Origin of the sequence: Enterobacter sp. T2 (genome assembly GCF_010692925.1) — a bacterium.
GTDB classification, from domain to species: domain Bacteria; phylum Pseudomonadota; class Gammaproteobacteria; order Enterobacterales; family Enterobacteriaceae; genus Enterobacter; species Enterobacter kobei.
Genome location: NZ_CP048736.1, coordinates 1390113 through 1409563, shown reverse-complemented (window position 1 = coordinate 1409563; position 19451 = coordinate 1390113). Strand labels below are relative to the sequence as shown.

Below are 19451 nucleotides of genomic sequence, written 5' to 3'. Positions count from 1 at the left end.
TTTAGGGGTAGTTCAGGTAGTGTTACGCAGATCAAACGTGATAAGGAATTGGTATGCGCAATCGCACTTTTGCGGATCTTGACCGAGTGGTCGCTCTTGGCGGAGGCCACGGTCTGGGCCGGGTGATGTCCTCTTTGTCGTCACTGGGCTCAAGGCTGACAGGGATAGTGACAACCACCGATAATGGCGGCTCAACCGGGCGGATCAGACGTGCCGAAGGCGGCATCGCCTGGGGGGATATGCGCAACTGTCTCAACCAGCTGATTACCGAACCGAGCGTCGCATCAGCGATGTTTGAGTACCGTTTTGGCGGCAACGGGGAACTTTCCGGGCATAACCTTGGAAATTTAATGCTTAAGGCGCTGGATCACCTGAGCGTGCGCCCGCTTGAAGCCATCAATTTGATACGAAATCTGCTGAAGGTGGATGCGTTCCTGATCCCGATGTCAGAACAGCCGGTGGATTTAATGGCCATTGATGCTGACGATCACGAAGTGTACGGCGAAGTGAATATCGACCAGCTTCTGCTGCCGCCCAAAGAGCTGATGACCTACCCGAGCGTACCGGCGACGCGTGAAGCCGTCGAAGCGATTGGCGAAGCGGATTTAATCCTGATTGGCCCGGGCAGTTTTTATACCAGCCTGATGCCGATCCTGCTGGTCAAAGAGCTGGCGCAGGCGCTGCGTCGCACCCCTGCTCCGATGGTTTACATCGGTAATCTGGGGCGTGAGCTGAGCCCGGCGGCGGCAAGCCTGTCGCTGGCAGACAAACTGAGCCTGATGGAGCAGTACGTCGGCAAGAAAATCATCGACGGCGTGGTGGTTGGGCCTAAGGTGGATGTCTCCGGTATCGGCGAGCGGGTGGTGATTCAGGTGCCGCTGGAGGCCAGCGATATTAAATACCGCCACGACCGCCATCTGCTGCGCGAAGCGCTGGAGAAGGCGATTCAGGCGCTGGGTTAGGTTCGTTTTATGCGGCCTGTTGCCCTCACCCCGGCCCTCTCCCACAGGGAGAGGGAGAAAACACATCACCAACTCACGATGCCGCAATAAACAAATCCCGCAGCTGATGAAGCTGATCGCGGATCTGTGCCGCCTCTTCGAACTCCAGGTTCTGGGCGTGCTGCATCATCTGCGCCTCCAGCTCGTGGATCTTCTGCTGCAGCGCTTTCGGCGTCAGTACGACGGTATCTTCTTCCACCACGGAACGCGCCTTGCCGCGGCCTTTCGCTTTGGTCTTCGCAATGTTCTGACCGAGCGCCAGAATATCCACCACTTTCTTGTTCAGCCCCTGCGGAGTAATGCCGTGCTCTTCGTTATAGCGCTGCTGTTTCTCACGGCGGCGTTCCGTTTCGCCAATCGCTTTCGCCATCGACGGGGTAATTTTGTCGCCGTAGAGAATCGCTTTGCCATTGACGTTACGCGCGGCGCGGCCAATGGTCTGGATCAGCGAGCGCTCGGAACGCAGGAAGCCCTCTTTATCCGCGTCCAGAATCGCCACCAGCGAGACTTCCGGCATATCCAGCCCCTCTCGCAACAGGTTGATCCCTACCAGCACGTCAAACTCACCCAGACGCAGATCGCGGATGATCTCCATACGCTCCACGGTATCGATATCCGAGTGCAGATAACGCACCTTCTCGCCGTGCTCTTCCAGGTACTCCGTCAGGTCTTCCGCCATACGCTTGGTGAGCGTGGTCACCAGCACACGCTCGTTGATGGCGGCACGCTTGCGGATCTCAGAGAGCAGATCGTCCACCTGGGTCGCCACCGGACGCACTTCGATAATCGGATCCAGCAGCCCGGTCGGACGAACCACCTGATCAATCACCTCATCGCCCGATTTCTCCAGCTCGTAGTTGCCCGGCGTGGCCGACACGTAAATAGTCTGTGGCGCCAGCGCCTCAAACTCTTCAAACTTCATCGGACGATTATCCAGTGCCGACGGCAGACGGAACCCGTACTCCACCAGCGTCTCTTTACGCGCGCGGTCACCGCGGTACATCCCGCCAATCTGCGGAATGGTGACGTGGGATTCGTCTATCACCAGCAAGCCGTCGGCCGGGAGGTAGTCAAACAGCGTCGGCGGCGGCTCACCCGGCCCACGACCGGAGAGGAAACGGGAGTAGTTTTCAATACCGGAGCAGTAGCCGAGCTCGTTCATCATCTCCAGATCGAACTGGGTTCGCTGGCTCAGGCGCTGCTCTTCCAGCAGCTTATTGTTCGCCAGAAGCACCTTACGGCGTTCAGCCAGCTCCACTTTGATCTCTTCCATCGCCTGCACGATACGCTCGCGCGGCGTCACGTAGTGCGTTTTAGGGTAGATGGTAAAACGCTGGATCACCGACTCAACGTGACCGGTTAGCGGGTCAAACAACGATAAACGTTCAACCTCTTCATCAAACAGCTCAACGCGCAGCGCCATATCGTCCGATTCCGCCGGGAAGATGTCGATCACCTCCCCGCGCACGCGGAACGTTCCGCGCTGAAATGCCTGGTCGTTACGGGTGTACTGCAACTCCGCCAGTCGGCGCAAAATCGCACGCTGATCGATGATCATCCCCTGCGTCAGGTGGAGCATCATCTTCAGATAGAGGTCCGGGTCGCCCAGGCCGTAAATCGCCGAAACCGACGCCACCACAACCACATCGCGACGCTCCAGAAGCGCCTTGGTCGCCGACAGTCGCATCTGCTCGATGTGTTCGTTCACTGAGGCATCTTTCTCGATGAAGGTGTCAGAGCTCGGCACATAGGCTTCCGGCTGGTAGTAATCGTAGTAGGAGACGAAATACTCAACGGCGTTCTCCGGGAAGAACTCTTTCATCTCGCCGTAAAGCTGTGCCGCGAGGGTTTTGTTGGGGGCAAGCACCATCGTAGGGCGCTGCAGATCCGCGATCACGTTGGCGATGGTGAACGTTTTACCGGAACCGGTTACCCCCAGCAGCGTCTGGTGCGCAAGCCCATCTTCCAGCCCCTCTTCCAGACGACGGATCGCCTCAGGCTGATCGCCAGATGGACGGAAAGCAGAATTCAGTTTGAACGGTTTACTCATGGGCGACGACCTGATGACGTTATAAGCGGCAGGTGAGTAATTTTACTCGTTGTTGCCAGGAATGCCAGTAAAAAACACTGGATGAAAAACCAGTAGCATGTCAGGATATTTAGCATAGCGGCTTAAGGATTAGCGCGTTAATGGATAAAATTTCGACTCTGACGAGATAAAAAACCAGTCAACGTGGGTTATCCCCAGAACTTTTTCTTTTTTAACATTTGTCAAGCCAGGTAATGAGAGTTTTATGGTAGCGCGTGACACTTTCATTACGGTAATTGCTTTTATCTAAGCAATTAAATTTTAAACGATATTTTCTAAAGCCGCGTTTCGCGTCAATTTGGGCGAAAGCCGCGTCTTCTCTCGCTTATCGCGTGTTTTCTAACTCTAATGCACATGGTTATCCACAGGAATAGTGGATAACTGCTTCCAGCCCATGCAGACTGCCGCTCGGCAAATTCCCGGATTTTCCCACGAGACGGTAACAAAAAATTTTTATCGCTATTTTTTGTCGATAAATAGTTGCGTCATTCATAACCACCTGATGGGATCTTGCTCACATTTCCGCCATTTTACCCTGCACCACGACTCAACACCGCCAGCACCGTCGATGTGCAATTCCGGGTTTCCTTACCCCACTTAGTGGTGGAACATTCTTAAAAAAGCCGCTTTTTTAATCACTTCACGGTTTCTGGCAGGGGTTTTGCACAATCAAAAACCGAGCGTCACCGACACATTTTTAAGGAGAGAAAGATGTTGAGTCTGCGTGCAGTGAATCAGTTTTACGGAAGCCAACATACGCTATGGAACGTGGATTTAGATTTTCCGCAAGGGATGTGTACCGGCGTTGTTGGCCTGCCAGGGATGGGAAAAACCACCCTAATGAATTGCATCGCCGGGAAAGTGCCCGTGGATAGCGGCACCATCATCTGGCATGAAGCGGGTGCACCGCCGCGTGATTTACTCAGCCAGACGGCCGAACAACGTTCCGGACCGGGGATTGGCTATGTCCCGCAGGACAGGCGGATTTTTTCTCAGCTGACGATTGAGGAAAATTTGCACATTGCCATGCGGGCGATGGATAAATCCGACCCGGCAGCGAAAAGTGAAGTGTACGAGCTCTTTCCCGAACTTTACGCGCTGCGTCAGACGCGAGGCAACGCCCTTTCGCCAGAGGCGCAGTATCAGCTTGCTCTGGCAAATGCGCTGGTCAATCGCCCGCGTATGTTGATTCTTGATGAACCTATGCACGGTGCCGGCCAGGGCTTTGCCCATAAGCTTGCACAACTGCTGGTACGGCTAAACCGGGAGCTTGGGATGACGGTGCTGCTAGCAGAACAGCAGCTGTCGTTTATCCGCCGGGTTGCGGATCGGTTTTGCATGCTCTACCGCGGACGTAACGTGGCACAGGGCCACGTTAACGAACTCAACGATGAGCTTATTGCCCACTGGATGTCGCTGGAAGCAAGACGCTGAGGTCAAGATACTGACCGGTTTCGGCCTGTTCGGCATCGTCTGCAAGCCAGGGGATCTCCCCCAGGAATGGCGCGGGGAGCACCCGTTTGAGGGTCGTCAGATACTCATGGTGTCGCTTGCCCGGCGTGACCACGTCGTTGGCTATCCAGCCCGCGAGACGCAGCCCTGCCTGCTGAACGGCCTGTGCCGTCAACATGGCGTGGTTAATACACCCGAGCTTGACGCCGACAACGAGTATGACCGGCAGTTGCTCGGCCTGCACCCAGTCAGCAAACGTCTGGTCCTGAGAGAGCGGCGTAAACCACCCGCCTGCACCTTCCACCAGCACCCAGTCGGCCTGGCTTTCCAGGGTTCGTAACCCGGCAGAGAGCACGGCAAAATCAATCGGACGGCCTTCATCAGCGCTGATAATGTGCGGCGAGGTCGGCTCGGCAAAGGTATACGGGTTCACCGCTGAATAGGCGAGTTCGAGCGTGCTGTTACGCTGAAGCGCCAGCGCGTCGGTGTTACGTAACCCCTCCGCCGTCATCTCGCTGCCGGAAGCCACAGGCTTATACCCGGCGGTGTTTTTCCAAAGCTTTCGCGCCGCCTGCAAAAGGGCAGCGCTGGCAACCGTCTTGCCCACTTCCGTATCCGTCCCGGTGACAAAATAACGTTCAGTCACGTTCAATAATCCCATGAAAAAGTTGATAAGAGAGCGGGAACTGGCCCCGCTGCTGCGGCCAGGCCAGCTCAAGGCGCTGCAGCTGGCCCCGGGTCAGCGGTTTTTTCTCGCGCCCGGCATGCAGATGCGTGGCGCCAATGCCCTTCAGCGAGCGCATCGCGCTTAAAGCATCGCTAAAATCGAGAGTGATGGTCTGCACCGTACTGCGATAGCGCCAGCCTGCCAGGGCCTGCGTAACCTGCTCATATGACAAAAAGCGGTTGGCGTGCGGCTGTTCATCCACCGCCTGCCAGGCCTGATTGAGCTCAGGTAACGAGCTTTCCAGTAGCGTGGTAAACGCCACCTTGCCGCCCGGGCAGGCGACGCGATAAAGCTCGCTCAACGCCTGCGGCAGGCTGCTGCACCACTGCACCGCCAGATGGCTCCAGACCAGATCGAATTGCGCGTCCGCCAGCGGAATCGCCTCGATGTCCGCCACCAGATAACGATGCGCAGCCTGCTGCTGGCGCGCCTCATCCAGCATAGCGGGAGACAGGTCGATGGCCGTCACGTGACTTCCCTCCTCGCGCCAGAGTCGGCTATTCCCGCCGGGGCCGCACCCGGCGTCAAGTACCTGGGTAAAGCGCCTCTCGCCGAGCAACGTCATCAGCCCCTGTGCGCTCTGGCGCTGCAGTTCATCGTGCTGTGAATAGCTGCGCGCGGCCCGGCCGAACGCCGCCGCAATGGCCTGCTTATTGACTGGCAACATGCAGCGCCTCCAGAAGTGCAGCAATATCCTCGGTCTCGTGCGCCGCCGTCAGCGTGAGCCGCAGACGCGCCGTGCCCGGCGGTACGGTGGGTGGACGAATAGCCGTGACCCACATCTCCCGATCGCGCAGCGTTTGTGCCAGGGAGAGCGCCTGCGCGTTTTCCCCTACGATCACCGGCTGGATGGCACTTTGCGAATCAGTACTGCGGAAAGGAAGCGCCGCCAGTCCCTGACGGAAGCGGCAGATATGCTCTGCCAGCCGCTGGCGACGTTCCTCCCCTTCTGCGCTACGAATGACGGCCAGGGACGCAGACAACGCCACGGCCTGCGCCGGTGGCATGCTGGTGCTGTAGATCAGGTGCCGGGCAAACTGCAGCAGATAGTCTGCAACGGACTCGCTGCACAGTACGGCGGCGCCACTCACGCCAAAACCTTTGCCGAAAGTGACTATCAGCAGCTCCGGCCTGACGCCTTGCTGGTGAACACTTCCCCGCCCTTCATCACCCGTCACGCCGATACCGTGGGCATCGTCGACCAGCAGCCAGGCATGTTGCTGTCTGGCAGCCTCGTGCAGTACGGCAAGCGGTGCGCTGTCGCCGTCCATGCTGAATACCCCTTCCGTGACCACCAGCTGTTGCCCCTCGCACGGTTTATCCAGCAGCGCAGCGAGTTGCCCCGCATCGTTATGGGCAAAGCGGCGCAGCTGAGCCGGACTCAAACTTGCCGCTTCCAGCAGCGAGGCATGGCTTAAGCGGTCGGCGACAATGCGGTCGTCCTTCCCCATCAGGGCGGTAATCACCGCCTGATTGGCGGCAAAACCCGAAATAAACAACAGCGCGCGCGGGTAGCCCAGCCAGTCGGCAAGCGCCTCCTCCAGCGCCTGATGTGCCGGGGTGTAGCCGCTAACGTGCCCCGATCCACCGCTGCCCACGCCAAACCGCTCTGCCCCCTGCTGCCAGGCGCGAACGATAGCCGGATGCTGGCTAAGACCGAGATAATCGTTACTGGAGAAGTTACGGTAACGCCGACTGTCGCGGGTCAGAAAACGGCCTGCGCCGTTTTCGACCACCTTGCGTACGCGAAACGCATCAGTCGCCCGACGCTCGTCGAGCGCCGACTGGATACGTGCCTGCCAGGTCATACTGCTGCCGCGTTGTAGAACTGGTCGGTGTCGGCATTGAAAATCTGCTGCTCCAGCTGCTGCTGTTGCTCGTTATCGCCCGTCAGCACCTCGGTCTGATGCGGGTTCAGCCCCAGCTTGCGGAACAGCTGAACATCTTTGTCTTCCTCCGGGTTCGGAGTGGTCAGCAGCTTGCAGCCGTAGAAGATGGAGTTGGCCCCGGCCATAAAGCACATTGCCTGGGTCTGCTCGTTCATCTGCTCACGGCCCGCAGAAAGGCGTACATAAGAGGTCGGCATCATGATGCGCGCCACCGCGATAGTGCGAATAAAATCAAACGCGTCCACGTCTTCGTTATCCGCCAGCGGCGTGCCTTTGACCTTCACCAGCATGTTAATCGGGACGCTTTCCGGCGGCGTTGGCAGGTTCGCCAGCTGCAGCAGCAGACCCGCACGATCTTTCACCGTTTCACCTAAGCCCACAATACCGCCGGAACAGACTTTGATCCCCGCGTCACGCACTTTGTCCAGCGTATCCAGACGCTCCTGATAGGTGCGCGTGGTGATGATGTTGCCGTAAAACTCCGGCGAGGTATCGAGGTTATGGTTGTAGTAATCCAGTCCTGCCGCCGAGAGGCGCTGCGCCTGTTCTTCGTTCAGCGTTCCGAGCGTCATACAGGCTTCGAGGCCCATCTCCTTCACCCCTTTCACCATCTGCTCCAGATACGGCATATCGCGATCGTGCGGGTTCTTCCACGCCGCCCCCATGCAGAAGCGGGTCGAGCCGGCGTTTTTCGCCTTACGCGCGGAATCGAGCACCTGCTCTACTTCCATCAGGCGTTCGGATTCAAGACCGGTTTTATAGCGTGCGCTCTGTGGGCAATATTTGCAGTCTTCAGGACAGGCGCCGGTCTTGATCGACAGCAGCGTGCTGACCTGAACATGGCGCGGATCGAAGTGCTGACGATGCACCTGTTGGGCTTCAAACATCAGCTCAAGGAAAGGTTTATTGAATAATTCAGTAACTTGCGACATCGTCCAGCGTGCGTGGTGAGCCATCGGGCTTCTCCAAAGGGTTTTGTTAATTTTCGGTTCGGTTTATACTCGTAAACCTAAAACTTTTCAAAATGGTTTACAATTCGATTATGACCCAGGACGATCTCGCCTTCGACAAGCAGCATATCTGGCACCCTTACACCTCCACCACCCGCCCTCTTCCCGTCTATCCGGTGGCCTCGGCCCACGGCTGCGAGCTGCACCTTGCCAGCGGTGAACAGCTCGTCGACGGGATGTCCTCCTGGTGGGCGGCCATTCACGGGTATAACCACCCGCGCCTGAATACGGCGATGAAGGCCCAGATTGACCAGATGTCGCACGTCATGTTTGGCGGGATCACCCATCAACCTGCGGTGGATTTGTGCCGTCGCCTGGTGGCAATGACCCCTGAATCGCTGGAGTGTGTCTTCCTGGCCGATTCCGGCTCCGTGGCGGTGGAAGTGGCGATGAAAATGGCGCTGCAGTACTGGCACGCCAGAGGCGAAACGCGCCAGCGCTTCCTCACGTTCCGCAACGGCTATCATGGTGATACCTTCGGGGCGATGTCGGTCTGCGACCCGGATAACTCCATGCACAGCCTGTGGAAAGGGTACCTGCCGGAAAACCTGTTCGCGCCTGCCCCGCAAAGCCGCTTCGACGGCGAGTGGAACGAGATGGACATGGTTGGCTTCGCGCGACTCATGGCGGCACATCGTCATGATATCGCCGCCGTCATCCTGGAGCCGATTGTGCAGGGCGCAGGCGGAATGAGGATGTATCATCCGGAATGGCTGAAGCGTATTCGCAAGATGTGCGACCGCGAGGGCATTCTGCTGATTGCCGATGAAATCGCCACCGGCTTTGGCCGCACCGGGAAGCTGTTTGCCTGTGAGCATGCGGGTATCGCCCCGGATATTTTATGCCTGGGCAAAGCGCTGACTGGCGGCACCATGACGCTCTCGGCCACCCTCACGACCCGTCATGTTGCCGACACCATCAGCGACGGCGACGCGGGCTGCTTTATGCACGGTCCGACGTTTATGGGCAACCCTCTGGCCTGCGCCGTCGCAAGTGAAAGCCTCGCCATACTGGAGAGCGGCGAGTGGCAGACGCAGGTCGCGGCGATTGCAGCGCAGCTGAAAGACGAGCTGAGCGCCGCCTCGGGAGCCCATTTTGTGGCGGACGTGCGCGTGCTGGGCGCCATCGGGGTAATTGAAACCACGCATCCGGTGAATATGGCGGCGCTGCAGCGCTTCTTCGTTGAGCAGGGCGTCTGGGTGCGGCCTTTCGGCAAGCTTATCTACCTGATGCCGCCGTATATCATCACTGCTGAGCAGCTGCGTAAGCTCACCGCCGCGGTAGTCGACGCGGTCAACATACCCGCGCATTTCACGATTTAGCCCTATGCGTTACACTTCGAGAACGAGTGATTAACGAGGGTAAACCGTATGAAAATCATCAGCAAAGATCTGCGCGACGGCGAAAAGCTGCCGGAACGCCACGTTTTCAACGGCATGGGGTATCAGGGCGATAATATCTCCCCGCACCTGGCGTGGGATGAGGTTCCGGCTGGCACGAAAAGCTTTGTCGTGACCTGTTACGACCCGGATGCGCCAACCGGCTCCGGTTGGTGGCACTGGATCGTAGCAAACCTGCCTGCCGACACGCGCGTGCTGCCGCAGGGTTCCGGCTCCGGCCTGGTCGCCCTGCCGGAAGGCGCTATTCAGACGCGCACTGACTTTGGTAAAGCGGGCTACGGCGGCGCAGCGCCACCAAAAGGGGAAACCCACCGCTATATCTTCACGGTGCATGCGCTGGATGTGGACAAGATTGAGGTCGATGAAGGCGCGAGTGGCGCGATGGTAGGCTTTAACGTGCATTTCCATTCGCTTGGTAGCGCGTCGATTACGGCGATGTATTCGTAAAAAAAGCCGGGTGGCGGCTACGCCTTACCCGGCCTACATTTTGCACTCGTAGGCCCGGTAAGCGCAGCGCCACCGGGCACGAATCACAGCACGGAAGGTAGCAGCCCTACCAGCCGTCCCTCTTCCAGAAGCTGCATCGCTTTATCAATGTCCGGCGCAAAGAAACGGTCGTCATCGTAATGCGATACGTGCTCACGGAGCGCCTGACGCGCCTGCTCCAGCAGCGGGCTGGATTTCAGCCCTTCACGCAAATCAATACCCTGACTTGCCGCCAGCCATTCCACCGCCAGCACGCCGCGGGTGTTGGCGGCCATCTCCCAGAGACGACGTCCGGCAGCCGGGGCCATCGAGACGTGGTCCTCCTGGTTCGCCGAGGTTGGCAGGCTGTCGACGCTGTGCGGGTGCGACAGCGCTTTGTTTTCACTCGCCAGCGCGGCAGCCGTCACCTGGGCAATCATAAAGCCCGAGTTGACCCCGCCGTTACGCACCAGGAACGGTGGCAGCTGCGACATATGTTTATCCATCATCAGCGCGATACGGCGTTCTGACAACGCGCCAATTTCGGCAATGGCCAGGGCGATATTATCCGCCGCCATCGCCACCGGCTCGGCGTGGAAGTTACCGCCGGAGACCACCTCGTTTTCCTGGGCGAAGACCAGCGGGTTATCGGATACCGCGTTGGCCTCTATCAGCAGTACCTCTGCGGCCTGGCGCAGCTGCGTCAGGCACGCGCCCATCACCTGCGGCTGGCAGCGCAGAGAGTACGGATCCTGCACTTTTTCACAGTTGTGGTGTGAATCCGCAATTTCGCTTGTGTCGGTGAGCACGTGGCGATACATGGCGGCGGCGTCAATCTGGCCGCGCTGGCCGCGCACCTCGTGGATGCGGGCGTCGAACGGACGACGCGAACCCAGCACGGCTTCGGTGGTGAGCGCGCCGCACACCACCGCCGAGGCAAACAGATCCTCCGCTTCAAACAGGCCACGCAGCGCGAAGGCGGTCGACGCCTGCGTGCCGTTCAGCAGCGCCAGCCCCTCCTTCGCCGCCAGGGTGATCGGGGCTAAACCGGCTTTTTTCAGCGCCTCTTTGGCAGGAAGCCATTCGCCCTGCCAGCGTGCCTGCCCTTCCCCCAACAGAAGCAGCGACATATGCGCCAGCGGCGCAAGATCGCCGGAGGCGCCGACGGAACCTTTCGCCGGGATCCACGGATAGACGTCGGCATTAACCAGCGCCATCAGCGCCTGGATCACGCTCAGGCGAATGCCGGAGAAACCGCGCGCCAGGCTGTTGATTTTAAGCACCATCATCAGACGGACAATCTCGTCATCCAGCGGCTGGCCGACCCCCGCCGCGTGAGACAGCACCAGTGAACGCTGTAAGTTTTCCAGATCGTGCGTTGCAATGCGCGTTTGTGCCAGCAGACCAAAGCCGGTGTTGATCCCGTAAGCCGTGCGCCCTTCGGCAACAATGGCCTCCACGCAGGCAACGCTGTCGTTAATGGCGGCGTGGGCACTTTCATCAAGCGAGAGCGTAACCGGCTGACGCCAGACGTTTCGCAGCTGTTTAAGCGTCAGGGAACCGGGCGTAAGTGTTAAGGCGTTCATTCATGATTTCCTTGTGTGGCAGGGATCATCGGCAGGTTTAGCCCCTGCTCTTTGGCACAGTCAATAGCAATCTCGTAACCCGCGTCCGCGTGACGCATCACGCCGGTGGCCGGGTCGTTGTGCAGCACGCGAGCGATACGCGCGGCGGCTTCATCGGTACCGTCACAAACGATAACCATCCCCGAGTGCTGGGAGAAGCCCATTCCCACGCCACCGCCGTGGTGCAGCGAGACCCAGGTCGCGCCGCTGGCGGTATTGAGCAGGGCATTCAGCAGCGGCCAGTCTGAAACGGCATCCGAGCCGTCGCGCATGGCTTCCGTTTCACGGTTAGGGCTGGCAACGGAGCCGGAATCAAGGTGGTCGCGACCAATGACAATCGGTGCGGAGACTTCGCCACTGCGCACCATTTCATTGAAGGCCAGACCCAGTTTTTGCCGCCACTCCAGACCGACCCAGCAGATACGCGCCGGCAGGCCCTGGAAGTTAATGCGCTCGCGCGCCATGTCCAGCCAGTGGTGGAGATGTTCGTCATCCGCGACGATCTCTTTCACTTTGGCATCGGTTTTGTAGATATCCTCCGGGTCACCGGACAGGGCAACCCAGCGGAACGGCCCAATGCCGCGACAGAACAGCGGGCGAATATAGGCAGGCACGAAGCCCGGGAAGTCGAAGGCGTTCGTCACGCCCATCTCTTTCGCCATCTGGCGGATGTTATTGCCGTAATCGAAGGTCGGAATGCCCATCTTGCTGAAGGCCAGCATCGCGGAGACGTGTTCAGCCATCGAACGTTTCGCGGCAAGTACCGTGCCTTCCGGGTCGGTTTCCGCTTTTTGCTGGTATTCTTCCCACGTCCAGCCGTTTGGCAGGTAACCGTGCAGCGGGTCATGGGCGCTGGTCTGGTCGGTGACGAGATCCGGGCGAACGCCGCGGGCGACAAGTTCAGGCAGAATCTCTGCCGCGTTGCCGCACAGGGCGATCGACACCGCTTTGCCTTCCGAGGTGTATTTTTTGATGCGCGCCAGCGCATCGTCGAGATTATCAGCCTGCTCGTCGACGTAGCGGGTACGCAGACGGAAATCAATGCGGCTCTGCTGGCACTCAATGTTAAGCGAGCAGGCGCCAGCAAGCGTGGCAGCCAGTGGCTGCGCGCCGCCCATACCGCCGAGACCGGCAGTCAATACCCAGCGGCCTTTCAGCGAGCCGTTATAGTGCTGGCGACCGGCTTCCACGAAGGTTTCGTAAGTGCCTTGCACAATCCCCTGGCTGCCAATGTAGATCCAGCTCCCGGCGGTCATCTGACCATACATCGCCAGCCCTTTGGCATCCAGCTCGTTGAAGTGTTCCCACGTCGCCCAGTGCGGCACCAGGTTAGAGTTGGCGATCAGCACGCGTGGCGCATTTTTATGGGTTTTGAATACGCCGACCGGCTTGCCGGACTGTACCAGCAGGGTTTCGTCGTGTTCGAGATGAGTCAGGGATTTTACAATTGCGTCATAGCATTCCCAGTTACGCGCGGCGCGGCCTATGCCGCCGTAGACCACCAGCTCGTGGGGGTTCTCCGCCACCTCAGGGTCGAGGTTATTCATCAACATGCGCAGCGGGGCTTCGGTGAGCCAGCTTTTGGCAGTAAGCGTGGTGCCGCGCGCGGCGCGGACATCCTGCTGGCGGTATTTACCTGACGACATTGTGTGCTCCTCATAAAGGACAGATGATGCATTTAGATATACTTGTATAGACAAGCACACACAAGGTCAGTTTTAACAAAAAAGATACAATTTTGTTATATTGCGTTAGCGATCACGCTTATAAAACTTATGACATAAAGTGGCCCTGCAGCCGGTAACGGTTACCCGGGAAAAGCAGCCTGGCATGGGAGACAATCTGCGATGATGACCAGGTTCGACGGCGGATCAGCAGGCACGGATCGTGCTCTTTAATGCGCAACCGTTCACACTCCTGCGGCGTGGCGCGCACAGCCTCCACAATGTGTTCCCCTTCCGTCAGCGGTGCGACCAGCGAGAGGTACGCATGCGGCGTGGTTTGGGTGTAATCCTGGCTCAGATACTCCGGTATCCGCTCTGCGTTAACGCAGCGATCTTCAATCTGTACCGGAATGTCGTTCTCAAAATGCACCATCACGGAGTGGAAGATACGGCTCCCTTCTTTAACATTCAGCTCGGCGGCCTGCTCGGCGCTCGCCTCGGTCTCTTCGAGCACCAGCACCTCGCAGCGGTGCTGATGATTTCGCGAGTGTATCTCATCGGCAATACTGCGGATTTCAAACAGCGCCGACTGACCTTTGGGCTCCGCCACGAAAGTGCCGACCCCCTGCAGGCGCACCAGAAGACCTTCATCGGTCAGTTCGCGCAGCGCCCGGTTGATGGTCATCCGGCTAAATCCAAATTGCGCCACCAGTTCGGCCTCGGACGGAATACGATCGTGAGGGCGCCAGACACCGGTAGCAATTTTTTCGCTGATAGCCTGCTTCACCTTTTCGTAGAAAGGCGCAGGAGGGCTCGACTGCGCCAGGGGCGAGCGTGAAAACATCATGACTCCTTAAATAGGGTTATGCCCACCAGTGAGCAATTTGCCAGGCCAGACGAGCGGCAAGCTTCGCGCCCTGTCCGTCCCTGTCGTACTGCGGGTTAAACTCTACCAGATCGGCGGCCTGCAGCTTACCGCTGCGACAGATTTGTTCGATAACCGGCAGAAGATCCAGCGCCGGTACCCCTAACGCCGCAGGGGCGGATACGGCAGGCATTTCGCTCGCCGGCAGAACGTCGAGGTCAATAGTCAGGTAGACCCGATCGGCCTGCGCCAGCACCTTTTCCAGCGCAGATAACGCATCGCGTCTGAAATGCCAGTCTTCCACCAGCGTGACGTTCAGGCGTTCCGCTTCATCCCAGAGTGCCTGCGTGTTGGCTGCCCGGCTGACGCCAAAGCAGGCGTAGCGAAACGCCCGACCGTGGTCCTCGCAGTAATGGGCCAGTTGACGAAACGGGGTACCGGATGTTGCACGCTCGGCCTTGCGCAGATCGAGATGGGCATCAAGATTAATCACTGTCACGCGCTCGTTCGGGAAGGCATCGAGAATGCCCCGACCATGCGCCCAGGCGGTCTCGTGCCCGCCGCCAAAGATCAGCGTGCGCATCCCGGACTGCTGGCAGGCCGTCACCGCATCGCTTAAAACCCGCTGTGCCGCTTCAAGTTCATCACCTTCGACATACACGGATCCCATATCCGCAAGCCGTTCGTGTCCCTGATGGCTGGCCATATTCGCCAGCGCGTTGCGCAGGATATCAGGGGCCTGCACGGCGCCAGGCCTGCCCTGATTGCGTTTAACCCCTGCATCGCATTCAAACCCGATCAGCGCGATGCCAGAGGAAAGCGGCGTAAACTGCGCCTGCTGCTGTATCGTCTGAAAGATACGCTTTGCATTGCTGGCCTCGGCGCTGTCGTCACGCCCCTGCCAGACCATTTCGGCTACGGGCCGCCATAACCTCATACTGCCTCCCCACGGAAAATACGCTGATACAACGGATTGCGACCCGGTTCATAGACCATCTCAACCGGATGGTCAGCATCCCAGACGATAAAATCGGCCACATACCCCGCCTGCAATTGCCCGTGGGTTGCGCCGCGACCCAGCGCCTGCGCGGCGTGTCGCGTGACGCCAGCCCAGGCCTCTTCAGGGGTCAGGCCAAACTGGACGCAGGCCATATTCATCGCCAGGTGCAGGCTCGCAAACGGGCTGGTGCCGGGGTTATAGTCGGTGGCCACCGCCATCGGCACTCCCTGTTTTCTGAGCTGTTCAACCGGCGGACGCTGGCGCTCCTGAAGGAAATAGAACGCGCCGGGGAGCAATACCGCCACCGTACCGCTTTGCGCCATCGCCTGAATGCCAGCGTCGTCGAGATATTCGATATGATCCGCTGACAGCCCTTTATACTGGCTGACCAGCGCCGCACCGCCCTGATTAGACAGCTGCTCAACATGCCCTTTCACCGGAATACCCAGCGCGGTGGCGGCCTGGAAAAGGCGCTCGGTTTGCGACGGGGTAAAGCCGACGTTTTCACAAAACACATCTACCGCTTCAAATAACGCTTTTTGCCACAGCGTGGGCATGATCTGCTCGCAGACCAGCGTGAGATACGCATCCGGATCCTGTCGGTATTCCGCAGGGACGGCATGTGCCGCCAGAAGCGTCGGGCTAATCTCGACCAGATTACTCAGACTAAGCTGGCGAGCAACCAGCAACATTTTCTCTTCGGCATCCGCGTTAAGTCCGTATCCCGATTTAATTTCTATGGTCGTCACGCCTTCATTCATCAGACGCTGGAGCCGCTGCTGCGCCAGCTTCAACAGGGTTTCCGGCGAACTGTTGCGTGTCGCCGTCACGGTGGCGTTAATCCCGCCGCCCTGCGCGCTGATGGTTTGATAAGAGACACCGTTCAGGCGCTGCTCCCACTCTGCCGCGCGGTCGCCGCCAAACACCAGATGGGTATGGCAATCAATCAGCCCCGGCGTCACCAGACGCCCCTGTAGATCGATGCAGTGACGGTGTCCGGAAGGAATGTCAGATTCAGGGATCACGGCCAGGATGGTTTGACCGCGCACGACCAGGGCGTGTTGCGCTTTCAGACCATAGGGTGCGGAGGCATCGGGAACCATCGTTGCCAGTCGCGCATTTCGCCATATTACATCGTCAGGATGAAGCTGCATGGGCGTTCCACTTGTCATAGGTTGTATAGACATTTATTTTCATCCGCCGTCTGCTGTCAACCGTTCTGGTAGAAAATGTTATTTATTTGTGATGACTTTCCCGCCTCCCGGGGGTAAAAAATGCAACTTTTACCCTTTTTATCTTCCCGTTTCGCTCAACTTAGTATAAAAAAGCAGGCTATTTCGTCTATCCCGTTTAAGACTTGCATACCCAGGAGCTCCACCTTGAACATTTCCAGGATTTCCCGTCTGGCGTTAGCGCTCGCCTTTGGCGTGACCTTATCCGCATGCAGTTCAACACCACCGGATCAGCTGCCTTCTGAGCAGGTAGCACCGGGCACCGCGTCCCGCCCGATTTTGTCCGCTGATGAAGCGAAGAACTTCGACCGTGCCCACTACTTCTCAGCGATGGATCCTAACGCTGCGCCGTGGACACCGTCTTCTATTAACCTGCCGAAACAGCCTGACTTCGTGGTTGGCCCGGCTGGCGCCCAGGGCGTAACGCACACGTCCATTCAGGCAGCGGTTGACGCGGCCATTACCAAACACAGCGCCTCTCGCCAGTACATCGCGATCCTGCCGGGTGAATACGAAGGCACCGTGTATGTTCCGGCCGCACCAGGCAGCATCACCCTTTACGGTCTGGGCGAAAAAGCAATCGACGTGAAAATTGGCCTGGCGATTGATTCCGAAATCGACAGCACCACCTGGCGTCGCCTGGTGAACCCGGCCGGTAAATATATGCCAGGTAAACCGGCGTGGTACATGTTTGATAACTGCCAGAGCAAGCGTTCCGCAACCGTTGGCCTGATGTGCTCGGCGGTATTCTGGTCCCAAAATAATGGTCTGCAGCTGCAAAACCTGACCATTCAAAATACCCTCGGCGACAGCGTCGATGCCGGTACCCACCAGGCCGTCGCGCTGCGTAGTGATGGCGATAAGGTGCAGATTAACAACGTCAACATTCTGGGCCGTCAGAATACCTTCTTCGTGACCAACAGCGATGTTAAGAACACGCTGCAGAACAACCGCCTGACCCGTACGCTGGTAACCAACAGCTACATTGAAGGTGACGTGGATCTGGTGTCCGGTCGTGGTGCGGTGGTATTTGAAAACACCGATTTCCGCGTGGTGAACTCGCGCACTCAGCAGGAAGGTTACGTGTTTGCGCCAGCAACACAGTCTAACCTGTTCTACGGCTTCCTGGCCGTTAACAGCCGCTTTAACGCTGCCGGCGACGGCGTGGCACAGCTGGGTCGCTCCCTGGATGTGGACTCTGCCACTAACGGTCAGGTCGTGATCCGCGACAGCGTGATCAACGAAGGCTTTAACATGGCGAAGCCGTGGGCTGATGCCGCGATCTCCAAGCGTCCGTTCTCCGGCAATACCGGTGCGGTGGATGATAAAGGGAACGTGCAGCGCAATCTGAATGACGCGAACTTCAACCGCATGTGGGAATACAACAACCGCGGTCTGGGTAGCAAGGTGGTTGCAGAGCCGAAGCAGTAAGATGAGAGTAAAAGGGGGATTTTAATCCCCCTTTTTACTGCGACTGAATGCGTCAGGCACCAAACTTAAGATACGCATCCAATAGTTGCATAATTGCAACCATGAGTTGCAGGAACAGAATTGCCCATTCCACACCGCTCATACGCCACTCCTTTGGTATAGAGTACTTCTCCTCTGCCTTACCTTTCCGCTGCCTGTCACCAGAGGTGTGTTGGCTATGTTTTGATGTGCTCCGCAGTTTAGGCACTGTCGGCACCACCCGACAGCCAGGACTTAAAAAGGATCCTGAATTGCGGAACTGCAACACATCAAACCAACGAACAGAATGATATCAAACCATTACTGTATATAAAAACAGTTATGGAGAGTTTAGGAATCTATAAAGAAAAACCAAATATCTCATTGATTATATTAATTATTTTTGCGCACCGTCGCTTGAGAACGTCTTTTCTTCGTTGGTGATGAATTTACATCGTCTTAAGTCAACATTATGATAATCAGGTTGGTTACGTTTTGATGTGCTCTACCCGGCTACCACCGGGCATAAAAAAACCTCGCATTCGCGAGGTTTTTTGTTTCAGGCCACTTAGTGAGCGTTGACCAGGACCCACATCGGTCCCTGGCCTACGGCGTAGCGTCCTTTTTCTTCCAGCAGACCCTGTACGCCTTTGATTTCATACAGCGCGATATGGTGGGATTTCTGCCCTGCCGCAATCAGGTATTTACCGCTGTGATCGATATTAAAGCCGCGCGGCTGAGTTTCCGTTGGCTGGAAACCTTCAATGGCCAGCACGCTGCCATCTTCGGAGACGCTGAAGACGGTAATCAGGCTTGAGGTACGGTCGCAGGCATACAGATGACGGCCGTCAGGCGTAATGTGGATATCCGCCGCCCAGCGGGTGTCAGAGAAGTCAGACGGCATCATATCCAGCGTCTGCACGCATTCGATCTGACCGTTTGGATCTTTCAACTCCCACACGTCTACCGAACTGTTCAGTTCGTTTACCACATAGGCATACTGCTGGTTCGGGTGGAAGACCATATGGCGTGGGCCTGCGCCCTCAACGGTAGTCACTTCAGCCGGGTTTTGCGCCACCAGGTGACCATCGTCGCTCAGGGTAAACAGGCAGATGCGATCCTGCTTCAGTGCAGGCACCCACAGCGTGCGGTTGTCCGGAGAGATATTCGCCGAGTGACATCCTTCCAGCCCTTCCACCACGTCGACAGTGTCGACCGGAATGCCGTCGTCAAGGCGGGTCACGCTGACGCAGCCCGCATTGTAAGAGCCGCTAAAGATGAAACGCCCTTTACGATCGGTCGAGATGTGGGTCGGGCTGCCCGGCAGCGGCGCTTCGGCAGTGTAGGTCAGCGCACCGTCGTCCGGCGAGATGCGGTAGGCCAGCACCCGGAACTCAGGGCGTACGCCAACATACAGAAAACGTTTATCCGGGCTGACGACCATTGGCTGTACTTGCCCCGGAACATCAACAACCTGAACCAGCGTGAGCGAACCTTCTGCATTCAAACGCCAGACGTGGATCTGCTGACTTTCAGGACTGGCGGTATAAACGGTTTGTTTCATGAATACTCCTTTCCTCACT

17 protein-coding genes are annotated in these 19451 nt (G+C 57.9%); 5 read left to right on the top strand and 12 right to left on the bottom strand.

Annotated elements, in window-relative coordinates:
* Positions 1–53 precede the first annotated feature (53 nt).
* Positions 54–962 carry a uridine diphosphate-N-acetylglucosamine-binding protein YvcK gene (gene yvcK / locus G0034_RS06675; RefSeq protein WP_045281104.1) on the top strand — a complete coding sequence of 303 codons (909 nt, stop codon included), beginning with the start codon at positions 54–56 and terminating at the stop codon, positions 960–962.
* A gap of 73 nt (positions 963–1035) precedes the next feature.
* On the opposite strand, the gene uvrB is transcribed toward yvcK, so the two are convergent.
* Positions 1036–3051: an excinuclease ABC subunit UvrB gene (gene uvrB / locus G0034_RS06670; protein ID WP_014883077.1), complete on the bottom strand. Its 2016-nt coding sequence runs from the start codon at positions 3049–3051 to the stop codon at positions 1036–1038.
* 750 nt (positions 3052–3801) lie between these two features.
* Between uvrB and G0034_RS06665 the strand changes: the two genes are divergently transcribed.
* The gene (locus G0034_RS06665) at positions 3802–4524 is read left to right on the top strand and encodes an ABC transporter ATP-binding protein (RefSeq protein ID WP_023332449.1); all 723 of its coding nucleotides are present in this window, start codon (positions 3802–3804) and stop codon (positions 4522–4524) included.
* Here the strand turns inward: G0034_RS06665 and bioD are convergent.
* From bioD to bioB, 4 genes are read right to left on the bottom strand one after another with little or no spacing between them, the layout of a single operon-like run.
* Positions 4487–5188 carry a dethiobiotin synthase gene (bioD, locus tag G0034_RS06660; RefSeq protein WP_045269738.1) on the bottom strand — a complete coding sequence of 234 codons (702 nt, stop codon included), beginning with the start codon at positions 5186–5188 and terminating at the stop codon, positions 4487–4489. The two genes, G0034_RS06665 and bioD, sit on opposite strands and share 38 nt — an antisense overlap.
* On the bottom strand, positions 5181–5936 hold the full coding sequence (bioC, locus tag G0034_RS06655; protein ID WP_045281105.1) for a malonyl-ACP O-methyltransferase BioC: 756 nt from the start codon (positions 5934–5936) through the stop codon (positions 5181–5183). The genes bioD and bioC overlap by 8 nt, the downstream gene beginning before the upstream one ends.
* Positions 5920–7077, bottom strand: a complete 1158-nt coding sequence (gene bioF / locus G0034_RS06650) for an 8-amino-7-oxononanoate synthase (RefSeq protein ID WP_014883073.1) — start codon at positions 7075–7077, stop codon at positions 5920–5922. Before bioF ends, bioC begins: the two co-directional genes overlap by 17 nt.
* On the bottom strand, positions 7074–8114 hold the full coding sequence (bioB, locus tag G0034_RS06645; RefSeq protein WP_008501133.1) for a biotin synthase BioB: 1041 nt from the start codon (positions 8112–8114) through the stop codon (positions 7074–7076). Before bioB ends, bioF begins: the two co-directional genes overlap by 4 nt.
* An 86-nt stretch (positions 8115–8200) precedes the next feature.
* Here bioB and bioA point away from each other — a divergent pair, with 86 nt between their 5' ends.
* Both bioA and G0034_RS06635 read left to right on the top strand, forming a co-directional pair.
* Positions 8201–9490 (top strand): adenosylmethionine--8-amino-7-oxononanoate transaminase, encoded by a 1290-nt coding sequence (gene bioA, locus G0034_RS06640; RefSeq protein WP_072251790.1) that lies wholly within the window; start codon positions 8201–8203, stop codon positions 9488–9490.
* A 48-nt stretch (positions 9491–9538) separates the two neighbouring features.
* Positions 9539–10015, top strand: a complete 477-nt coding sequence (locus G0034_RS06635; protein WP_014883071.1) for a kinase inhibitor — start codon at positions 9539–9541, stop codon at positions 10013–10015.
* A gap of 83 nt (positions 10016–10098) precedes the next feature.
* Here G0034_RS06635 and hutH read toward each other — a convergent pair whose 3' ends face one another.
* From hutH to hutI, 5 genes are all read right to left on the bottom strand, one after another.
* A complete protein-coding gene (hutH, locus tag G0034_RS06630; RefSeq protein ID WP_045281106.1) occupies positions 10099–11619 on the bottom strand; it encodes a histidine ammonia-lyase in 1521 nt (506 codons plus the stop codon).
* Positions 11616–13304 (bottom strand): urocanate hydratase, encoded by a 1689-nt coding sequence (gene hutU, locus G0034_RS06625; protein WP_014883069.1) that lies wholly within the window; start codon positions 13302–13304, stop codon positions 11616–11618. Before hutU ends, hutH begins: the two co-directional genes overlap by 4 nt.
* 127 nt (positions 13305–13431) lie before the next feature.
* Complete coding sequence (locus G0034_RS06620) at positions 13432–14166, bottom strand: histidine utilization repressor (protein WP_014883068.1); 735 nt, start codon at positions 14164–14166, stop codon at positions 13432–13434.
* A 19-nt stretch (positions 14167–14185) separates the two neighbouring features.
* Complete coding sequence (gene hutG / locus G0034_RS06615; protein ID WP_179120637.1) at positions 14186–15124, bottom strand: formimidoylglutamase; 939 nt, start codon at positions 15122–15124, stop codon at positions 14186–14188.
* Positions 15121–16341, bottom strand: coding sequence for an imidazolonepropionase (gene hutI / locus G0034_RS06610; RefSeq protein ID WP_032637154.1), 1221 nt, complete (start codon positions 16339–16341; stop codon positions 15121–15123). Before hutI ends, hutG begins: the two co-directional genes overlap by 4 nt.
* 225 nt (positions 16342–16566) lie before the next feature.
* Here hutI and G0034_RS06605 point away from each other — a divergent pair, with 225 nt between their 5' ends.
* Entirely contained in the window at positions 16567–17850 is a 1284-nt protein-coding gene (locus G0034_RS06605) for a putative acyl-CoA thioester hydrolase (RefSeq protein WP_014883065.1), read from the top strand.
* 52 nt (positions 17851–17902) lie between these two features.
* Here the strand turns inward: G0034_RS06605 and tisB are convergent, their stop codons facing one another.
* Entirely contained in the window at positions 17903–17992 is a 90-nt protein-coding gene (tisB, locus tag G0034_RS06600; protein WP_023332440.1) for a type I toxin-antitoxin system toxin TisB, read from the bottom strand.
* A gap of 444 nt (positions 17993–18436) precedes the next feature.
* Positions 18437–19432, bottom strand: coding sequence for a 6-phosphogluconolactonase (gene pgl, locus G0034_RS06595; protein WP_023338174.1), 996 nt, complete (start codon positions 19430–19432; stop codon positions 18437–18439).
* Between the last annotated feature and the right edge of the window lie 19 nt (positions 19433–19451).

What these genes read in the sequence shown, in the direction of transcription:
- bioC (WP_045281105.1), bottom strand. Translation starts at nt 5,936, where the DNA reads ATGTTGCCAGTCAATAAGCAGGCCATTGCGGCGGCGTTCGGCCGGGCC.
- pgl (WP_023338174.1), bottom strand. Translation starts at nt 19,432, where the DNA reads ATGAAACAAACCGTTTATACCGCCAGTCCTGAAAGTCAGCAGATCCAC.
- hutH (WP_045281106.1), bottom strand. Translation starts at nt 11,619, where the DNA reads ATGAACGCCTTAACACTTACGCCCGGTTCCCTGACGCTTAAACAGCTG.
- hutG (WP_179120637.1), bottom strand. Translation starts at nt 15,124, where the DNA reads ATGAGGTTATGGCGGCCCGTAGCCGAAATGGTCTGGCAGGGGCGTGAC.
- bioA (WP_072251790.1), top strand. Translation starts at nt 8,201, where the DNA reads ATGACCCAGGACGATCTCGCCTTCGACAAGCAGCATATCTGGCACCCT.
- yvcK (WP_045281104.1), top strand. Translation starts at nt 54, where the DNA reads ATGCGCAATCGCACTTTTGCGGATCTTGACCGAGTGGTCGCTCTTGGC.
- uvrB (WP_014883077.1), bottom strand. Translation starts at nt 3,051, where the DNA reads ATGAGTAAACCGTTCAAACTGAATTCTGCTTTCCGTCCATCTGGCGAT.
- G0034_RS06665 (WP_023332449.1), top strand. Translation starts at nt 3,802, where the DNA reads ATGTTGAGTCTGCGTGCAGTGAATCAGTTTTACGGAAGCCAACATACG.
- bioF (WP_014883073.1), bottom strand. Translation starts at nt 7,077, where the DNA reads ATGACCTGGCAGGCACGTATCCAGTCGGCGCTCGACGAGCGTCGGGCG.
- tisB (WP_023332440.1), bottom strand. Translation starts at nt 17,992, where the DNA reads ATGAGCGGTGTGGAATGGGCAATTCTGTTCCTGCAACTCATGGTTGCA.
- G0034_RS06635 (WP_014883071.1), top strand. Translation starts at nt 9,539, where the DNA reads ATGAAAATCATCAGCAAAGATCTGCGCGACGGCGAAAAGCTGCCGGAA.
- hutI (WP_032637154.1), bottom strand. Translation starts at nt 16,341, where the DNA reads ATGCAGCTTCATCCTGACGATGTAATATGGCGAAATGCGCGACTGGCA.
- bioB (WP_008501133.1), bottom strand. Translation starts at nt 8,114, where the DNA reads ATGGCTCACCACGCACGCTGGACGATGTCGCAAGTTACTGAATTATTC.
- hutU (WP_014883069.1), bottom strand. Translation starts at nt 13,304, where the DNA reads ATGTCGTCAGGTAAATACCGCCAGCAGGATGTCCGCGCCGCGCGCGGC.
- G0034_RS06620 (WP_014883068.1), bottom strand. Translation starts at nt 14,166, where the DNA reads ATGTTTTCACGCTCGCCCCTGGCGCAGTCGAGCCCTCCTGCGCCTTTC.